The 17,174-nt window shown below is 72.4% G+C and carries 15 protein-coding genes and 1 pseudogene; 10 read left to right on the top strand and 6 right to left on the bottom strand.

The window, feature by feature from the left end:
* Positions 1-50 precede the first annotated feature (50 nt).
* From ACZ4AA_RS08220 to ACZ4AA_RS08200, 5 genes are all read left to right on the top strand, one after another.
* Positions 51-404: a YciI family protein gene (locus tag ACZ4AA_RS08220; RefSeq protein WP_467597389.1), complete on the top strand. Its 354-nt coding sequence runs from the start codon at positions 51-53 to the stop codon at positions 402-404.
* Positions 404-1,612, top strand: coding sequence for an RNA polymerase sigma factor (locus ACZ4AA_RS08215; RefSeq protein ID WP_467597386.1), 1,209 nt, complete (start codon positions 404-406; stop codon positions 1,610-1,612). The genes ACZ4AA_RS08220 and ACZ4AA_RS08215 overlap by 1 nt, the downstream gene beginning before the upstream one ends.
* A 51-nt stretch (positions 1,613-1,663) precedes the next feature.
* Positions 1,664-2,005, top strand: a complete 342-nt coding sequence (locus tag ACZ4AA_RS08210; protein ID WP_467597383.1) for a hypothetical protein — start codon at positions 1,664-1,666, stop codon at positions 2,003-2,005.
* Between the two features lie 138 nt (positions 2,006-2,143).
* Positions 2,144-3,049, top strand: a complete 906-nt coding sequence (locus ACZ4AA_RS08205) for a universal stress protein (RefSeq protein ID WP_467597380.1) — start codon at positions 2,144-2,146, stop codon at positions 3,047-3,049.
* 61 nt (positions 3,050-3,110) lie between these two features.
* Positions 3,111-4,133: a zinc-dependent alcohol dehydrogenase gene (locus ACZ4AA_RS08200; RefSeq protein ID WP_467597377.1), complete on the top strand. Its 1,023-nt coding sequence runs from the start codon at positions 3,111-3,113 to the stop codon at positions 4,131-4,133.
* 62 nt (positions 4,134-4,195) lie between these two features.
* Here the strand turns inward: ACZ4AA_RS08200 and ppk2 are convergent, their stop codons facing one another.
* Positions 4,196-4,999, bottom strand: a complete 804-nt coding sequence (gene ppk2 / locus ACZ4AA_RS08195; protein ID WP_467597375.1) for a polyphosphate kinase 2 — start codon at positions 4,997-4,999, stop codon at positions 4,196-4,198.
* Between the two features lie 86 nt (positions 5,000-5,085).
* Here ppk2 and ACZ4AA_RS08190 point away from each other — a divergent pair, with 86 nt between their 5' ends.
* Both ACZ4AA_RS08190 and ACZ4AA_RS08185 read left to right on the top strand, forming a co-directional pair.
* Entirely contained in the window at positions 5,086-7,470 is a 2,385-nt protein-coding gene (locus ACZ4AA_RS08190) for a phosphoketolase family protein (RefSeq protein ID WP_467597372.1), read from the top strand.
* Between the two features lie 132 nt (positions 7,471-7,602).
* On the top strand, positions 7,603-9,987 hold the full coding sequence (locus ACZ4AA_RS08185; RefSeq protein WP_467597369.1) for a glycoside hydrolase family 65 protein: 2,385 nt from the start codon (positions 7,603-7,605) through the stop codon (positions 9,985-9,987).
* A 139-nt stretch (positions 9,988-10,126) separates the two neighbouring features.
* Here the strand turns inward: ACZ4AA_RS08185 and ACZ4AA_RS08180 are convergent, their stop codons facing one another.
* Positions 10,127-10,831, bottom strand: a complete 705-nt coding sequence (locus tag ACZ4AA_RS08180) for a response regulator (protein ID WP_467597364.1) — start codon at positions 10,829-10,831, stop codon at positions 10,127-10,129.
* Positions 10,832-10,969: 138 nt separating this feature from the next.
* Positions 10,970-11,434, bottom strand: a complete 465-nt coding sequence (locus ACZ4AA_RS08175; RefSeq protein ID WP_467597361.1) for a cyclic nucleotide-binding domain-containing protein — start codon at positions 11,432-11,434, stop codon at positions 10,970-10,972.
* Positions 11,435-11,545: 111 nt separating this feature from the next.
* On the opposite strand from ACZ4AA_RS08175, the pseudogene ACZ4AA_RS08170 reads away from it, so the two are divergent.
* Both ACZ4AA_RS08170 and ACZ4AA_RS08165 read left to right on the top strand, forming a co-directional pair.
* Positions 11,546-11,734 (top strand): annotated as a pseudogene (locus tag ACZ4AA_RS08170) (hypothetical protein); the annotation flags it as partial.
* 176 nt (positions 11,735-11,910) lie between these two features.
* Positions 11,911-12,813 (top strand): universal stress protein, encoded by a 903-nt coding sequence (locus ACZ4AA_RS08165; protein WP_467597358.1) that lies wholly within the window; start codon positions 11,911-11,913, stop codon positions 12,811-12,813.
* 145 nt (positions 12,814-12,958) lie between these two features.
* Here ACZ4AA_RS08165 and ACZ4AA_RS08160 read toward each other — a convergent pair whose 3' ends face one another.
* The gene (locus ACZ4AA_RS08160) at positions 12,959-13,552 is read right to left on the bottom strand and encodes an Rv1733c family protein (protein ID WP_467597354.1); all 594 of its coding nucleotides are present in this window, start codon (positions 13,550-13,552) and stop codon (positions 12,959-12,961) included.
* Between the two features lie 406 nt (positions 13,553-13,958).
* Between ACZ4AA_RS08160 and ACZ4AA_RS08155 the strand changes: the two genes are divergently transcribed.
* The gene (locus ACZ4AA_RS08155) at positions 13,959-14,417 is read left to right on the top strand and encodes a pyridoxamine 5'-phosphate oxidase family protein (RefSeq protein WP_467597351.1); all 459 of its coding nucleotides are present in this window, start codon (positions 13,959-13,961) and stop codon (positions 14,415-14,417) included.
* 223 nt (positions 14,418-14,640) lie between these two features.
* Here ACZ4AA_RS08155 and gndA read toward each other — a convergent pair whose 3' ends face one another.
* Together gndA and thiD are read right to left on the bottom strand one after the other, a co-directional pair.
* On the bottom strand, positions 14,641-16,083 hold the full coding sequence (gndA, locus tag ACZ4AA_RS08150; RefSeq protein WP_467597348.1) for an NADP-dependent phosphogluconate dehydrogenase: 1,443 nt from the start codon (positions 16,081-16,083) through the stop codon (positions 14,641-14,643).
* 258 nt (positions 16,084-16,341) lie between these two features.
* Positions 16,342-17,139 carry a bifunctional hydroxymethylpyrimidine kinase/phosphomethylpyrimidine kinase gene (thiD, locus tag ACZ4AA_RS08145; RefSeq protein ID WP_467597345.1) on the bottom strand — a complete coding sequence of 266 codons (798 nt, stop codon included), beginning with the start codon at positions 17,137-17,139 and terminating at the stop codon, positions 16,342-16,344.
* Positions 17,140-17,174 lie beyond the last annotated feature (35 nt).

Genomic DNA, 17,174 nt, shown 5'->3' with positions numbered 1-17,174 from the left:
GTTCGTGTAGTCAGGGAGAGTCCGAGTGGGACCACCGAGGAGGACACATCATGAAGTACTACCTGCTGAGCGTGATGCAGCCGCAGGGCGAACCGCCCGCGCCCGAGGTCCTGGAAGAGATCATGCACAATCTGGAGCAGTTCCACACGGAGCTGCGCGAGGCCGGCGCCTGGGTGTTCGCGGGCGGACTCCACGCCCCCGGCACCGCCACCGTGCTGCGGGCCCGGGACGGCGACGTCCTGATCACCGACGGGCCGTACGCGGAGAGCAAGGAGTATCTCGGCGGGCTCTGCCTGATCAAGGCGCCCGACCTCGACGCGGCGCTGACGTGGGGCCGCAAGGCGACCCTGGCGACGACGCTCCCGATCGAGGTGCGTCCTTTCACGCACGAGTCCGAGGACTGATGACCGTCGGCGCCGGGGACGTCGAGGCGGTCTTCCGCGCCGAGTACGGCAGGGCGCTCGCCGTCCTGATCCGCTTCCTCGGGGACATCGACCTCGCCGAGGAAGCGGTCCAGGACGCGTTCACCACGGCCGTGGCCAAGTGGCCGGAGACCGGGATCCCGCCGAGCCCGGCCGGCTGGATCATCACGACCGCCCGCAACCGCGCCGTCGACCGGCTGCGCCGTGAGTCCACCCGCGCGGCCCGGCACGCCGAGGCCGCCCGGCTGCACGCCCCGGACGACCCCGTGGAGGAGGGCCCCGTGCGCGACGACCGGCTCCGTCTGATCTTCACCTGCTGCCATCCCGCGCTCGCCCCGCAGGCCCAGGTCGCCCTCACCCTGCGGCTCCTGTGCGGTCTGACCACCGCGCAGATCGCGCGTGCCTTCCTCGTCCCCGAACCCACCATGGCCCAGCGGATCGTCCGCGCCAAGGCCAAGATCCGCGACGCGGGCATTCCCTACCGCGTCCCGCGCGACGCGGACCTGCCGGACCGGGTCAGGGGTGTCCTGGCCGTCGTCTACCTCGTCTTCAACGAGGGGTACGGCGGCCGCGAGGACCTCTGCGCCGAGGCGCTGCGGCTCGGACGCCTCCTCGTCGAGCTGATGCCCGACGAGCCCGAGGCGCTCGGCCTGCTCGCGCTGATGCTGCTGATCGAGGCCCGCCGGCCGGCCCGCTCGACGGCGGACGGCGACCTGGTCCTCCTCGCCGAGCAGGACCGCACGCTGTGGGACCGGGACCTGGTCACCGAGGGCCAGGCGCTCGTACGGCGTTGTCTGCGCCGCGGCCGGCCGGGGCCGTACCAGATCCAGGCCGCCGTCAACGCCGTCCACAGTGACGCGCCGGCCGCCGCGGCCACCGACTGGGGCCAGATCCTCCGGCTCTACGACCAGCTCATGGAGCTCGCCCCGAGTCCGGTCGTGGCCCTCAACCGGGCCGTCGCCGTGGCCGAGACCCAGGGGCCGCGGACCGCGCTCGCCCTCGTGGACGAGCTGGACCTCGGCGGCTACCACGCCTTCCACGCCGTACGGGCGGAACTGCTGCGCAGGCTCGGCCGCGACGCCGAGGCGCTGCGGGCGTACGACGCCGCCATCACGCTCACGGTGAGCACGCCGGAGCGCGTCCGTCTCGAACGCAGCCGAGCGGCCCTGGCGGGGAGCCCGACCGCATGACGACCGCATGACGGACTGCCACCGCGGCGCGACTCGGGGCACGATGGACTCATGACAAAGCTGTCCACGCGGTCGCTCCCTCGTGCTTCGTCCGGTTCGGTGCTGTCGCTGTGGTCACAGGATTCCGTGCTGTCCATCGGTTCGGTGGGCTCGGTCCTGTCCGTGGGGTCCGTCGGCTCCGCCCTCTCCGTCGGTTCGATCGGAAGCGCGCTGTCGGTCGGTTCGATCGGCTCCGCCCTGTCCCTGATCTCGACCGGATCGTGGCTGAGCACCGGCTCGCTGTTCTCCGCCCAGTCGCGGTGGTCGGTGCTGTCCTGGCGCTCCTCCGGCGGTCTCCTGGCCGCGGGAGCGGTGGTCTCGCGCTGCGCGTCCCCGTGGTTGCGGGCACGGTGATAGGGGGCTCGTCCGGACGGTTGGGCCGAACGGCCCCCACCGGGGACCAGCGGCCCCTGCCGCGCCCGACCGTTTCGACACGAGGCTGGAGTCCAGAGCCCGGAACGGAACGGATCGCCGATCCAGGAGGTGGACACCATGCCCCGCACCGTCACCGTGGGCCTCGACGGTTCTCCCGAGAGTCTCGCCGCCGCCGAGTGGGCAGCCCGCGAGGCGCGGCTGCGCGCGCTGCCGGTCAGACTCGTCAACGTCTGGGAACCGGCCCCCGACCCCATGGCCCAGGCGCCGCTGCTCGGAGCCGAGACCCACCAGCACTGGAGCGAGCGGATTCCGAGGGAGGCCGCCGAGGGCGTACGGGCACGCCACCCGGGGGTCGACGTCACCACGGAGCAGCTCACCGGCCGGCCCGCGGAGGCGTTGCTGAAGGCCGCGGAGGACGCCGAACTCCTGGTCCTCGGCACCCGCGGGCTCAGCGGGGCGGGCGGATTCATGGTCGGCTCTGTCGGCCTGGCCGTCGCGGCGCACGCCGGGCGCCCGGTGGTGTTCGTACGCGCCGGTGAACAGGCCGCCGACGAGCACCTGCCGGATCCGGCGGGCATCCCGTCCGCCGCCGCTCCCTTCCGTCCCGTCGTGCTCGGACTCGACACCGGCAATCCGGACGACACGCTGATCGGCTTCGCCTTCGAGGCGGCCCTCCTGCGCGCCACGGCACTGCGGGTGGTCCACTCCTGGAACGAGCCGCCGTACATCGCCTACGGTCTGCCCCCGGACCTGAAGATGACCACCCGGCTGGCCGCCGAGGACGCCGCCTCCATGACCGCGGCCCTGCGGGACCGGCGCGAGAAGTACCCGGCCGTCGAGATCATCGAGGACTCCCTGTCGGGGAAGCCCGCCAACCATCTCGTGGACGCCTCCCGGGAGGCCTCCCTCGTGGTCATCGGCCGCCGCATCCGCAAGGCCGCTCTCGGCGCCCACCTCGGACCCGTCGGGCACGCCGTGCTCCACCACGCCACCGCCCCCGTCGCCGTCGTACCGCACCCGTGACCGGCCCGGACCGTCCCCGGAACCGGTTCTGATCGCGTCCGATCGCGCAAGGAGAGACCTGATGAAAGCAGCAGTCGTACGAGCGTTCGGTGAACCGCTGGTCATCGAGGAACGCCCGGACCCCGAGCCAGGACCCGGCCAGGTCCGCGTCCGGCTGGAGGCCTCCGGGCTCTGCCACACCGACATCCACGCGGCCCACGGCGACTGGCCGGTCAAGCCGACCCCGCCCTTCGTCCCCGGACACGAGGGCGTCGGCCTGGTCGAGGCACTGGGCGACGGCGTCACCCATCTGGCCGTGGGACAGCGGGTCGCCGTGCCCTGGCTCGGCAAGGCGTGCGGACGCTGCGAGCACTGCCTCTCCGGCTGGGAGACCCTGTGCGAGGAGCAGGTCAACACCGGCTACGGCTGCGACGGCGGCTACGCCGAGAAGATGCTCGCCTGGGCCGACTTCGCCCAGCCCGTGCCCGAGGGCGTCTCCGCGCTCGACGCGGCGCCCCTCACCTGCGCCGGCGTGACGACGTACAAGGCACTGAAGGTCGCTGACGTCCGGCCCAGCCAGCTCGTCGCGATCTCCGGGGTCGGCGGACTCGGCCACCTGGCCCTTCAGTACGCGAAGATCGCCGGGGCCACCGTGGCCGCCATCGACGTCACCGACGAGAAGCTCGAACTCGCCGCGGACCTCGGCGCCGACCTCGTGATCGACGCCCGCAAGGAGGACCCGGGCGAGGTCCTGCGCGGCCACGGCGGGGCGCACGCCGCGATCGCCCTCGCGGTCGACGAGGAGGCGTTCTCCGCGGTGTACAACGGGCTGCGGCGCGGCGGGAAGCTCGTCATGGTCGCCATGCCGGCGCACGGCACGATCCAGGTCCCGATCTTCGAGACCGTGCTGAACGGCACCTCGGTGATGGGCTCCATCGTCGGCACCCGGCAGGACCTGGCCGAGGTGTTCGAGCTGCACGCGGCCGGCCGGACCCGGGTCATCCGGGAGTCCCGGCCGCTCGACTCGGTCAACGAGTCCATCGACGAGGTCCTGCACGGCCGCGTCCAGGCCCGGATCGTCTTCGACCTCGCCGAAGGGAGCTGACCGCGGCGGCGCCCGCACGGCCGCCCGCGTGCCACCGCCGTTCCCCGGCGAGGGCGAACGGCTCAGAGGCTCGCCGCGTGGTCGGGGACGTACGTCTGTAGATCGCGCGGCGGACGTACGTACCCCGTCGACGGCGGCCGCTCGGGCAGCTCCAGCACCGGCGGCGGCACCTCGCGATAGGGAACCGTGGACAGCAGATGGGCGATCATGTTCAGCCTGGCGCGCCGCTTGTCGTCGCTCTCGACCACGAACCACGGCGCCTCGACGATGTCGGTGTGCACCAGCATCTCGTCCTTCGCCCGGGAGTACGCCTCCCAGCGGGTGATCGACTCCAGATCCATCGGGGACAGCTTCCAGCGCCGCGTCGGGTCCTTCAGCCGGCGCCGGAACCGCTTCTGCTGCTCCGCGTCGCTCACCGAGAACCAGTACTTGCGCAGCATCACCCCTGCCTCCACCAGCATCCGCTCGAAGATCGGGCACTGGCGCAGGAACAGCTGGTGCTCCTCCTTCGTGCAGAAACCCATCACGTGCTCGACCCCGGCGCGGTTGTACCAGCTCCGGTCGAACAGCACGATCTCCCCGGCGGCCGGCAGATGCTCCACGTACCGCTGGAAGTACCACTGGGTGCGCTCGCGCTCGGTCGGCGTGGGCAGCGCCGCGATCCGTGCGACACGCGGATTCAGATGCTCGGCCACCCGCTTGATCGTCCCGCCCTTGCCCGCCGCGTCCCGGCCCTCGAAGACCACCACCACACGGGCGCCCTCGGTCCGCACCCACTCCTGGAGCTTCACCAGCTCCGTCTGGAGACGCAGCAGCTCCCGCTCGTACGCCTCACGCGGCACCCTCGCCGTCTTCTCCTCGGCCATGCCGCCTCCTCCGCCCGACGGCGCCTCCCGTGAAGCGCCGCGATGAACCGCCTGGCCGACCGACCCCGATGACCTACGGAGTCACCATGCCCAAGGCAGATCACCAGGACAGCACCGTACTGACCGACGACGAACTGCGCACGCTGGACGCCCACTGGCGTGCCGCCAACTACCTTGCCGTGGGCCAGATCTATCTGATGGCGAACCCGCTGCTCACCCGGCCCCTGACCCCCGCGCACATCAAGCCCCGGCTGCTCGGTCACTGGGGCACCTCGCCGGGCCTCAACCTCGTCCACACCCACCTCAACCGCGTCGTGAAGGCACGCGGCCTGGACGCGCTGTGCGTCTGGGGCCCCGGGCACGGCGGCCCGGCCGTACTGGCGAACTCCTGGCTCGAGGGCACGTACAGCCAGACCTATCCCTCCGTCTCCCGCGACGGCGAGGGCATGGAGAAACTGTTCCGGCAGTTCTCCTTCCCCGGCGGGGTGCCCAGCCATGTCGCGCCCGAGACGCCCGGCTCGATCCACGAGGGCGGTGAGCTCGGGTATTCGTTGTCCCACGCGTACGGCGCCGCCTTCGACAACCCCGACCTGCTCGTCGCCTGCGTCATCGGGGACGGCGAGGCCGAGACGGGACCGCTCGCCGCCTCCTGGCACTCCAACAAGTTCCTCGACCCGGTCCACGACGGCGCCGTCCTGCCGGTCCTGCACCTCAACGGCTACAAGATCGCCAACCCGTCAGTCCTGTCCCGGCTCCCGGAGGCCGAACTCGACGCCCTGCTACGGGGATACGGCCACGAGCCGATCCATGTGACCGGCGACGACCCCGAACGGGTCCACCGCGCCATGGCCGCCGCGTTCGACGAGGCACTGGACCGGATCGCGCTCCTTCAGCGCGCGGCCCGCGAGGAGGGCGCCACCGAGCGCGCCCCCTGGCCCATGATCGTGCTGCGCACCCCCAAGGGCTGGACCGGCCCCGCCGAGGTCGACGGCCAACCCGTCGAAGGAACCTGGCGAGCCCACCAGGTGCCCCTCGCCCAGGTCCGCGAAAACCCCGAACACCTACGGCAGTTGGAGACCTGGCTGCGCTCCTACCGCCCCGAGGAACTCTTCGACACCGAGGGAAGGCCGGTCGCCGACGTACTGGCCTGCGTACCCGAGGGCTCCCGGCGCCTCGGCGCCACCCCGCACGCCAACGGCGGCCTCCTCCTGCGCGACCTGCCGCTCCCGCACCTGGAGCGCTACGCCGTCCCCGTCGACAAACCCGGAGCGACCCTGCACGAGCCGACCCGGGTGCTCGGCGACCTGCTCGAACACGTCATGCGCGCCACCGCGCACCGCCGCGACTTCCGTCTCGTCGGCCCCGACGAGACGGCCTCCAACCGCCTGGACGCCGTCTTCGCCGCCAGCGGCAAGGCCTGGCAGGCACGGACCCTGCCCGTCGACGAACACCTCGACCGGCACGGCCGCGTCATGGAGATCCTCTCCGAACACACCTGCCAGGGCTGGCTGGAGGGCTACACCCTCACCGGCCGGCACGGACTGTTCTCCTGCTACGAGGCCTTCGTGCACATCGTCGACTCCATGGTCAACCAGCACATCAAATGGCTGAGGACCTCCCGCGCACTGCACTGGCGCGCCCCCATCGCCTCCCTCAACTACCTGCTCACCTCGCATGTCTGGCGCCAGGACCACAACGGCTTCTCGCACCAGGACCCCGGCTTCGTCGACCACGTCCTCAACAAGAGCCCCGAGGTCGTGCGCGTCTACCTCCCGCCGGACGCCAACACCCTGCTGTCCGTGGCCGATCACATCCTGCGCAGCCGCGACTACGTCAACGTCGTCGTCGCCGGCAAACAGCCCTGCTTCGACTGGCTGTCCATGGACCAGGCCCGCGCCCACTGCGCCCGCGGCGCGGGCATCTGGGACTGGGCGGGAACGGCCGACGCGGGCCGGGAACCCGACGTCGTCCTCGCCTGCGCCGGCGACGCCCCCACCCAGGAGATCCTGGCCGCCGCCGACCTGCTGCGCCGCCACCTGCCCGAACTCGCCGTCCGGGTCGTCAACGTCGTCGACATGACCAGGCTGCTCCCGAGCGAGGAACACCCGCACGGGATGAGCGACTTCGCGTACGACGCACTGTTCACCACCGACAAGCCGGTCATCTTCGCCTACCACGGCTACCCCTGGCTCATCCACCGCCTCGCCTACCGCCGCACCGGCCACGCGAACCTCCATGTGCGCGGCTACAAGGAGATGGGCACCACCACGACCCCCTTCGACATGGTCGTCCGCAACGACATGGACCGCTACCGGCTCGTCATGGACGTCATCGACCGCGTCCCCGGCCTCGGCGCCCGCGCCGCCGCCCTGCGCCAGCAGATGGACGACGTCCGCTCCCGGCACCACGTCTGGATCCGCGAGCACGGCACCGACCTCCCCGAGGTCGCCGACTGGACCTGGACCGGCTGAGCCCGCCCACCCGCGAGGAGCACACCGCCGGCACGGCCGCACGGACCGGCGGTGTGCGCCCGCCGACCAGGCCCGCCGCCGCCCCGCGCGCGCCGCGAGGACGGCGGGCCGCCCGTACCCGAGGATGAGGGAATGGACGACCTCACCTGGGACTACGAGGGCTACCACCCGGCGCAGGAACGCCTGCGCGAATCGCTGTGCACCCTCGGCAACGGGTACTTCGCCACCCGGGGCGCCGCCCCGGAGTGCGTCGCCGACTCCGTCCACTACCCGGGCACGTACGCGGCCGGCTGCTACAACCGGCTGACCTCACAGGTGGCCGGACAGCGGATCGAGAACGAGGACATGGTCAACCTCCCCAACTGGCTGCCGCTGCGCGTGCGGACCGCCACCGGGACCTGGCTCACCCCCGACTCGCACCGGCTGCTCGACCACCGGCTGCGCCTCGACCCCGTCGCGGGCACCCTGGAACGCACCACGCTCTACGAGGACGAGGAGGGCCGGCGCCTCGCCGTGCGCCAGCTGCGCCTGGTCCACATGGCCGATCCCCACCTCGCCCTGCTGCGCACGGAGCTGACGGCCGAGGGCTGGTCCGGGACCGTCGAGATCGAGTCCGCCCTCGACGGGACGGTCACCAACAGCGGCGTCGAGCGCTACCGTGCGCTCGCCTCCCGCCATCTGACGGACGTCCGGTGCGGCACCGGGAAACCGGACACCGTCTGGCTGCGCTGCCGCACCGCCACCTCGGAGATCGGCATCGGACTGGCCGCCAGGACCGTCACGGACGCGCCCGCCCGGACCACGGACGCGCACACCCCGGGGAGGGCCGCCCAGCTGCTCGGGGTCGCGCTGACCGACGGCCGGACGGTGACCGTGGACAAGACGGTCGCCCTGCACACCTCCCGCGACGTGGCGATCAAGGACCCGCTGAACGCGGCCGTCGACCGGGTCGGCACCGCCGCCGACTTCGAGACCCTGCTCGACAGCCACCGCACGGCCTGGCAGCAGCTGTGGCGCAACGCTGAGATGGACGTCCGCAACAGCGTGGGCCCGATCCTGCGCCTGCACCTGTTCCATGTGCTCCAGACCCTCTCCCCGCACACCGCCGAACTCGACGTCGGAGTCCCGGCGCGCGGGCTGCACGGAGAGGCCTACCGGGGGCACGTGTTCTGGGACGAACTGTTCGTGCTGCCGTATCTGAACCTCCACTTCCCCGAGGTCTCCCGCGCCCTGCTCACCTACCGCCACCACCGTCTGGAGCGGGCCTGCCAGGCGGCCCGGGACGCCGGCCGCACCGGCGCGATGTACCCGTGGCAGAGCGGCAGCGACGGACGGGAGGAGACCCAGGAACTGCACCTGAACCCGCGCTCGGGACGCTGGCTGCCCGACCACTCGCGGCTTCAGCACCACGTCGGATCGGCCGTCGCGTACAACGTGTGGCAGTACTGCGAGGCGAGCGGGGACACCGAGTTCCTGTACACCAAGGGCATCGAGATGCTCGTGCAGATCGCCCGCTTCTGGGCCGGCTCCGCCGAGCACGACAGCGCCCTCGGACGCTACCGGATCCGCGGGGTCGTCGGACCCGACGAGTACCACGACGCCTACCCGGACGCGGTCCGGCCGGGGCTCGACGACAACGCGTACACCAACGTCACCGCCGCCTGGGTGCTCGCCCGCACGCTGGACGTGCTGGGCGATCTGCCCGAGCTGCTGCGCCGGGACCTCGTCGAGCGGACCGGCCTTGACCCCGCCGAACTCGACCTGTGGCACGAGGTGTCCAGCGGTCTGTACGTTCCCTTCCACGACGGGGTCATCAGCCAGTTCGAGGGATACGGGGAGCTCGCGGAACTCGACTGGGAGGGCTACCGGAAGCGGTACGGGGACATCCGGCGGCTCGACCGGATCCTGGAGGCCGAGGGCGACAGCGTCAATCGCTACCAGGCGTCCAAGCAGGCGGACGTGCTGATGCTGGGCTACCTCTTCTCGCCCGCCGAGCTCGGCGGGCTGTTCCGCAGGCTCGGACACGAGGTCGACGACCTCCAGTGGCGGCGGACCGTCGACCACTACCGCGGCCGCACGAGCCACGGCTCGACGCTGAGCAGCCTGGTGCACGGCTGGGTGCTGGGCCGGGCACGGCGCGCCGAGGCCTGGACCTACATCCACGAGGCGCTGCGGGGTGACATTGCGGACGTGCAGGGCGGTACCACGGGAGAGGGCGTCCACCTGGGCGCGATGGCGGGCACCCTCGATCTCGTCCAGCGCGGGCTGACCGGTCTGGAGACCCGCGGCGGAGCACTGCGGCTCGACCCGGTCCCGCCGCCCGAGCTGTCCGAGTACGGCTTCGCCATCCGCTACCGGGGCCATCGGGGCGTCCAGCTGCGGCTGAGCGCCGGGAGACTGAACGTCAGCGTGCCGGCCTCGGACGAGCCGCCGATCGACATCACCCTGGCGGACCGCACCGTCACGGTGGCACCGGGGGAGTCCTGCACCCTGACGCTGCCGGAGCGACGGCCGTGACGGCCGTGACGGGCGGTCGGCGGGCGTCGGTCGGCGGGCGGGCGGGCATCGGCGGGCGGGCGTCCGTCGGCGGGTGTCGGCCGCGGGTGTCGGTCCGGGCGCCTCACCGTCGCGGCGGCGCGGCGGAGCGCCGCGGACCTCAGCGCGTCGAGTGGTGCCCGGCCGCTTCCGGGTGTTCGAGATGGTTGGCCAGGACCGCGGCCTGCACGCGGCGCTGGACGCCCAGCTTGGCCAGCAGTCGCGAGATGTGGTTCTTCACCGTCTTCTCGGACAGGTAGAGCTCCTTGCCGATCTCCCGGTTCGTGAGTCCGTCCCCGATCAGCGCGAGGATGTCCCGCTCACGGGGCGAGAGGCCGGCGAGCTCGTGCGAGAGGGGTTGTTCCTCCGCCGGGTCCGTCCGCAGCTTGCGCATCAGCCGCGCGGTCGTCGTCGGGTCCAGCATCGACTGGCCGGAGGCCACGGTACGGACCGCCGAGACCAGGTCGGATCCCTTGATCTGCTTCAGCACATAACCCGCCGCCCCGGCCATGATCGCGTCGAGCAGCGCCTCCTCGTCGTCGAAGGAGGTCAGCATCAGACAGGACAGCTCGGGCATCTGGCTGCGCAGCTCCCGGCACACACTGATGCCGTCGCCGTCCGGCAGGCGTACGTCGAGGACCGCCACGTCGGGCCGCAGCGCCGGGCCGCGCACCAGCGCGTGCTCGACGCTGTCCGCGTCGCCGACCACCGAGATGTCGGGCTCCGCGTCCAGGAGGTCGGTCAGACCGCGGCGCACCACCTCGTGGTCGTCCAGCAGGAACACCCTTATCGGGTTCTGCTCGGAGAACGTACGCGCCTCGGCCATGACGACCCCTTGTTCGGTGATGGACGACCACGGACCGTGAGCCCGCTCGGTTCGATCATCATGCTTCCGGCCCCGACGCACTAGGGCCGACCGGCCCCCTACCAGTCTGCACGCGTTTCACCGTCGAGGGGTGCGTGGTCAGCGCGCGCTGCCGCTGCCGTAGGGGGCGTACAGGTCGAGCAGCCGGGTCCGGGCCGACTGGAGCCGGTGGGCGACGATCTCGCCCGCCCACTGCGCCACGGTCATTCCCAGTTCGGGATCGTTCCGGCACATCGCCCGGACCTCCTCGGCGTCGAACTCGTAGGCGCGCACCGGGCTCGTCGCCTCGGCGCCCAGGTGCCAGCTGTGCGGGGCGAACAACCAGGACCAGCCGACGAGTTCGTTGTGACCGAGGATCTCGATGACCGCGGCGCGGCGGCCCGGGACCTTCAGGTCGAGGGCGACCGTTCCGGTCCTGATGATCCAGAACCGGTCCGCGTGACGACCCTCCTCGAACAGCCGGGTGCCCTCGGGGAACGACACCTCGCGGGCCACCCGCAGCAGCTGTTCCCGCCGGCAGGCGGGCAGTGCCCGCAGCATGGTGGACGTGGTGGAAGTGCTCATGATCCTGCCTCTTCCTGGCGCGCGATCCTTCCGCCTCCAATCTCCGCCCGCTGTCCGTCTGCCACCAGGGGCCGTCCGGCCCCCATCGCGGGCCGCATGGCACCGTCTGGGGCCGAAGGGCCGCCCGCCCGGCACCTGTCCGACGGCTCGCCGACCATGTCGCCCAACCCCTTCGCCGACCACCACGTGATCTACGCGATCGCGCTCGTGGCCCTGGCCGCCGCGGGCGCCGGTGCCACCTGGGGTCTGGGCCGGCCCTGGGAACGGCTTCCCCTCGTGAACCGGTGCCCCTGGTTGCGCCGACCGCCGCCGCAGCGGCCGGGCGCCCGGCCGCACGGCGCGCCGGCGTCGTTCCGGAGCGCGTGAAGTCCCCTGCGGCAGGGGCCGGTTGGCCCCGGCCGGGGACCTGCGACCCCTCCCGGGGTGCCCGTCGCCGCCGCGAGACTGATCCCGCATCCCTCAAGGAGGTCCCCCAGATGTCCCCCACGATCGTCGCCGGTCTGGACGGCTCGCCCGAGAGCCTCGCCGCAGCCGCATGGGCAGCCCGTGAAGCCGTGCGCACGGACGCCCGACTGCACCTCGTGCACGCCTGGTTGTGGCATCCCTACGTCTACGGACCGCTGGCGGGCGCCTGGGTTCCACCGCCTTCGGAGGACCCCCGGCCAGAAGCCGCCGAGCGTCTGCCCCGCGAGACGGCGGCCAAGCTGGCCGCGGACCATCCCGGGCTGTCCATCACCGCCGCGCGGGTCGCCGAACAGCCCGTCCCCGCGCTGCTGGCCGCCGCCGAGGACGCCGCCGCGCTCGTGCTCGGGTCCCGGGGCCTCGGGGGACTCGCCGGGTTCCTGACCGGGTCCGTCGCGCAGGCCGTGGTCGCACGCTGCCGGACGCCGATCGTGCTCGTACGAGCCGACGCGCGGCCCGCGGAGACCTTCGTACCCGATGAGACCTCCGGACCCGAGGCGGTCGTTCTCGGGCTCGACCTGGAGCACCCGGACGCCTCCGTGATCGCGTTCGCGTTCCGGGCGGCGGCCCACAGGGCGACGGACCTGCACGTCGTCCACGGCTGGAGTCTGCCGCCCTACTACGGCTACAGCGGGGCGTTCGACACGGAGGCCGAACACGAACTGCTCGCCCAGGCACAGCGGCAGCTCGCCGAGGTCCTGGCACCCTGGCGGGACAAGTTCCCCGCTGTCGAGCTGCGTGAACAGGCCGTGATCGGCGGTGCCGGCCTCCATCTCGTCGAGGCCTCCCGGGAGGCGGCACTGGTCGTGGTGGGCCGCCGCAACCGCGAGTCCCCGCTCGGCGGGCACGTCGGGCCGGTGACCCAGGCGGTACTGCACCACTCCACGGCACCGGTCGCGGTGGTCCCGCACGACTGACCCCGCGGTCACCGGTACGCGGTCAGCGGCATGCGGCCGTCGGCACTCGGTCGTCGGTCAGCGGCACCGTCCTCGGCACGCGGCGAAGGGCTCCGGGACGATCCCCGGGGCCCTTCCGCCTCCAGGGCGGCGCCGGACCGTGGCGTCACGGTGTCTTGTGACCCCACTGCGGACCGAGCCGCTCCCACTCGCGCTCCCATCGGTCGTAGCGCCGCTGGTCGAGCCGCCACCGGGCGAAGCCGCCGGCGCCGAAGACCAGGCCGCCCAGGGCCACGGCGGCGCCGACGCCCAGCAGGCTCGACTCGGTCGCCGCCGCGCTGCCGGTCGGCGGTGCCGTGGTGGGCCGGCCCCGCGCGTCCAGCCAGATCACCACGTGCGCCCCGGCCTTGTGCCCGGATTCCACCAGGGCGCTGCCGACGTGGGGTGACCCGTCGGCCGCCGTCCACCGGACCGGCGCTCGGACATGGTCGTACACCGCGCTCTCCCCGGCGGGTACGGCCGATCCCGTACTGCCCACCAGCACCGCCGGGACCGCGTGCCGGTCGTGCCGCAGCCGGGCGAAGGACTCGTCGGCGGCATGGGCCGTCACCAGTCCGGCGAGGATGCCGCCCAGCACCATCACCGTCCAGACGATCAGCACGATCCACGCCTCGAAGACGTCGTCACGGCGACGCAGCGGATTCCTCCGCCAGCGCCAGCACCACTGCCTCGCACCCTCTGCTCCCCGTGCTCCGCGCATGGCACCGCACCTCCTCGTTACACCCCAACAGTGCAAGCGGATCGCGGCGCGCGCGAGCGGTGGAGGAGCCCGCCGGGTCCCGCGGAGGGGACCGCGCGGCTCTCGCACCCCGCATCTGCCCCGGTCAGGACGGATGCGCGAGGCCGGATCGCGCGCTGAACAGGCTGTCGCGGAAGCACTGGCCGCCTTGACCGCCGGAACGGTCTCGGTCGTCGGGAGCCGAGCGGGACGGACGCGCCGGGCGGGCCGACGCCTGCCCGCGCGATCTGAGCAGCCCACCGCGAAGCGGCCGGACTCCGGCCGCCCGGGACCATCGGACCCTGTTCCCGCCGCACCGCTCGCCGGAACCTGACCGTATGACCGTGCACCGCTGTGTCGCCGCGACGCGTGAGAGGTGGCTCCGCCGATGAATCCCGACGACGGCTTCCGTGAACTCGGCCGGCAGGAGTGCCTGGACCGGCTCGGTGACGCGGCCATCGGCAGGGTCGTCCACACGCGGGACGCCCTGCCTGCGGTGCTGCCCGTCACCTTCAGCCTGGACGCCGAGTCCGCCGTCGTGCTGCGGACCTCGGCCGACTCCGCACTGGCCCGCTCCATCGACGGCGTGGTGGTGGCGTTCGAGGCCGACGCGGTCGACGCGGCGGCGCACTCCGGCTGGAGCGTGCTCGTGACGGGCCGCGCCCTGGTGGTGGACGATCCCGCCGAACACGACCGCCTCACCCGGACAGGCCCCCGTTCCTGGACGGCCTCGCCCCGCGACGTCTTCATCCGCATCACGTCGGAACTGGTCACCGGACACGAGCTGGTCACCGGACACGAACGCGTCGACGACATCACGCCGTACGACGTCGACCTGCCCTCCTGACACCGCAACCGGCGCGACCAGCCCAAGGCCCTGCCGTCAGGAAGACCAGGTCGGCGGCCGCGACCCCTTCGCTCCCGTCCGCGGTGACGGGGGAGCTCGCGAACCGGCTCGACCCGCTTGCCGTGAACGCCGGTCGAGACCCCGGCGCACACGCGGGAGCGGGCCGCGCGTCCCCCTTCGGAACGTGCGGCCCGCCCCTCACACACCCGTCATCCGACCGGGGTCACAGCATCTCGGTCTCGCCGCGGGACGCCTCGCCCCACAGGGTGTGGAAGCTGCCCTGGCGGTCGGTGCGCCGGTAGGTGTGGGCGCCGAAGAAGTCGCGCTGGCCCTGGGTGAGGGCGGCGGGCAGACGGTCGGCGCGCAGGGTGTCGTAGTAGGACAGCGCCGCGGAGAACGCGGGCACCGGCACTCCTCTGCGCGTGGCCGTCGAGACGACCTCGCGCCACGGGACCTGGGCGTCCTTGATCTCGGTGGCGAAGCCCGCGTCGGACAGCAGGCTGACCAGGCCCGGGTCCACGGCGTACGCGGCGCGGATACGGTCGAGGAACGCCGCGCGGATGATGCAGCCGCCCCGCCAGATCTTCGCGACCTCGCCGAGGTCGATGTCCCAGCCGTACTCGGCGGCGGCGTCCAGGATCATCTTCCAGCCCTGGTCGTAGGCGATCAGCTTCGAGGCGTACAGGGCGTGTTCGACCTGGCTGGTGAAACGCTCGGCCTCGGTTCCCGTCAGGTCCCAGTGGGTTCCGCCGGGCAGTCCGCGGTAGGCGGCGCGCAGTCCGCCCTGGCTGGAGGCGGCCCGGGCGAAGGTCGCCTGCGCGATGGCGGTGACCGGGGAGCCGAGGTCCAGGGCGGTCTGCACGGTCCAGCGGCCCGTGCCCTTCTGCCCCGCGGCGTCCACCACGATGTCGACGAACGGCTGCCCGGTGGAGGCGTCCGTGTGGGCCAGGACCTCGGCGGTGATCTCGATCAGGTACGAGTCGAGGCGGCCCTTGTTCCAGCGCCGGAAGATCTCCGCGATCTGCGGCGGCGTGTAGCCCCCGACGCGGCGCAGCAGGTCGTAGGCCTCGCCGATCAGCTGCATGTCGGCGTACTCGATGCCGTTGTGCACCATCTTGACGAAGTGGCCGGCGCCGTCGGTGCCGATGTGCGTGGCACAGGGCTCGCCGTCCACCTTGGCACTGATCGACTCGAACATCGGACCCAGCGAGGCGTACGACTCCGGGGACCCGCCGGGCATGATGCTCGGCCCGTTGAGCGCGCCCTCCTCGCCACCGGACACACCCGCGCCGACGAAGTGGATGCCGCGTTCGCGCAGCGACTGCTCACGGCGGCGGGTGTCGGAGAAGTGGGCGTTGCCCCCGTCGATGATCATGTCGCCGTCTTCGAGCAGCGGGGCGAACTCCTCGATGACGGCGTCGGTGGCGGCGCCCGCCTGCACCATGATCATGAGACGGCGGGGGCGTTCCAGCGCCGCCACGAAGTCCTCGGCCGTCTCCGCCGCCACGAAGGCGCCCTCGTGTCCGAACTCCTCCACCAGTGCCTTGGTGCGCGCGGGCGTGCGGTTGTGGACGGCGACGGTGTAGCCGTTCCGGGCGAAGTTGCGGGCCAGGTTGCGGCCCATCACCGCGAGCCCTGTGACGCCGATCTGCGCGGTCGCCTTCATGGTGTGCTCCTTGGATCCGGATCTGCCTGTCCGCGTACCTGACGGGAGAGCAGACGACTGTCGCTGTGCCGATCAGTACGCACGGGAGGGGCCGGGGTGTTCAGCATCCGGGCCAGGAGCTGCGCGGGACCGCGGAACGGGTGCCGGGTGCCCGGGAGTCGGACGCCGGGAGCCGGGAGCCGGGAGCCGGGAGCCGGGAGCCGGGAGCCGGGAGCCGGGCGTTGCGGCTCGGGGGCTGCGAGTCGGGCCGCGCCGGGGTCATCCGGTCCGGCGCAGCCGCCACCCGTGGTCCACCGGACCGATGCCGGCCCCGAGCGCGAATCCGGCCTCGATCGCGGCGGTCACGTACGCCTTGGCCCGCCGTACGGCCTCCGGCACCGCGAGGCCCTCGGCCAGGCCCACGGCGATGGCCGAGGCGAGCGTGCACCCGGTTCCGTGCGTATGCCGGTTGTCGTGGCGCGGCGCGCGCAGCCAGTGCTCGTCGGTTCCGTCGGTGAGCAGATCGACGGCCTCACCCGGCAGATGGCCTCCCTTCACCAGCACCCAGCGCGGGCCGAAGGAGAGCAGCGCACCGGCGGCCCGGCGCATCCCCGTCTCGTCGCTCACCTTCACCCCGGTGAGCTGGGCGACCTCGTCGAGGTTCGGTGTGGCCACGGTCGCCCGAGGGAGCAGCCGGGTCCGTACGGCGTCCAGCGCGTCGTCGGCCAGCAGCCGGTCGCCGTGCTTGGAGACGCTCACCGGGTCCACGACGACGGGGGCGCCCACGTCGGACAGCAACTCGGCGACGACGGTGACCAGTCCGGGCGACGAGAGCATCCCCGTCTTCACGGCCTGGACGCCGATGTCGTCGACCACACTGCGGTACTGGGCCCGGACGGCTTCCTCGGACAGCTCCCAAGCACCCTGCACACCCACGGAGTTCTGTGCCGTCACGGCGGTGAGCACACTCATCCCATGAGCGCCCAGCGCCAGCATGGTCTTCAAGTCGGCCTGGATTCCTGCGCCTCCGCCGGAATCGGATCCGGCGATCGTCAGCACGCGGGGCGGTGCGGTCATGCGGGGAGTTCCTCTCGGGTACGGCCACGGGCGCA

The sequence above is a fragment of the Streptomyces sp. NPDC024698 genome (genome assembly GCF_055559015.1).
The sequence above is the reverse complement of the archived record's forward strand: the minus strand, read 5'-3'. Positions and strand labels throughout refer to the sequence as shown.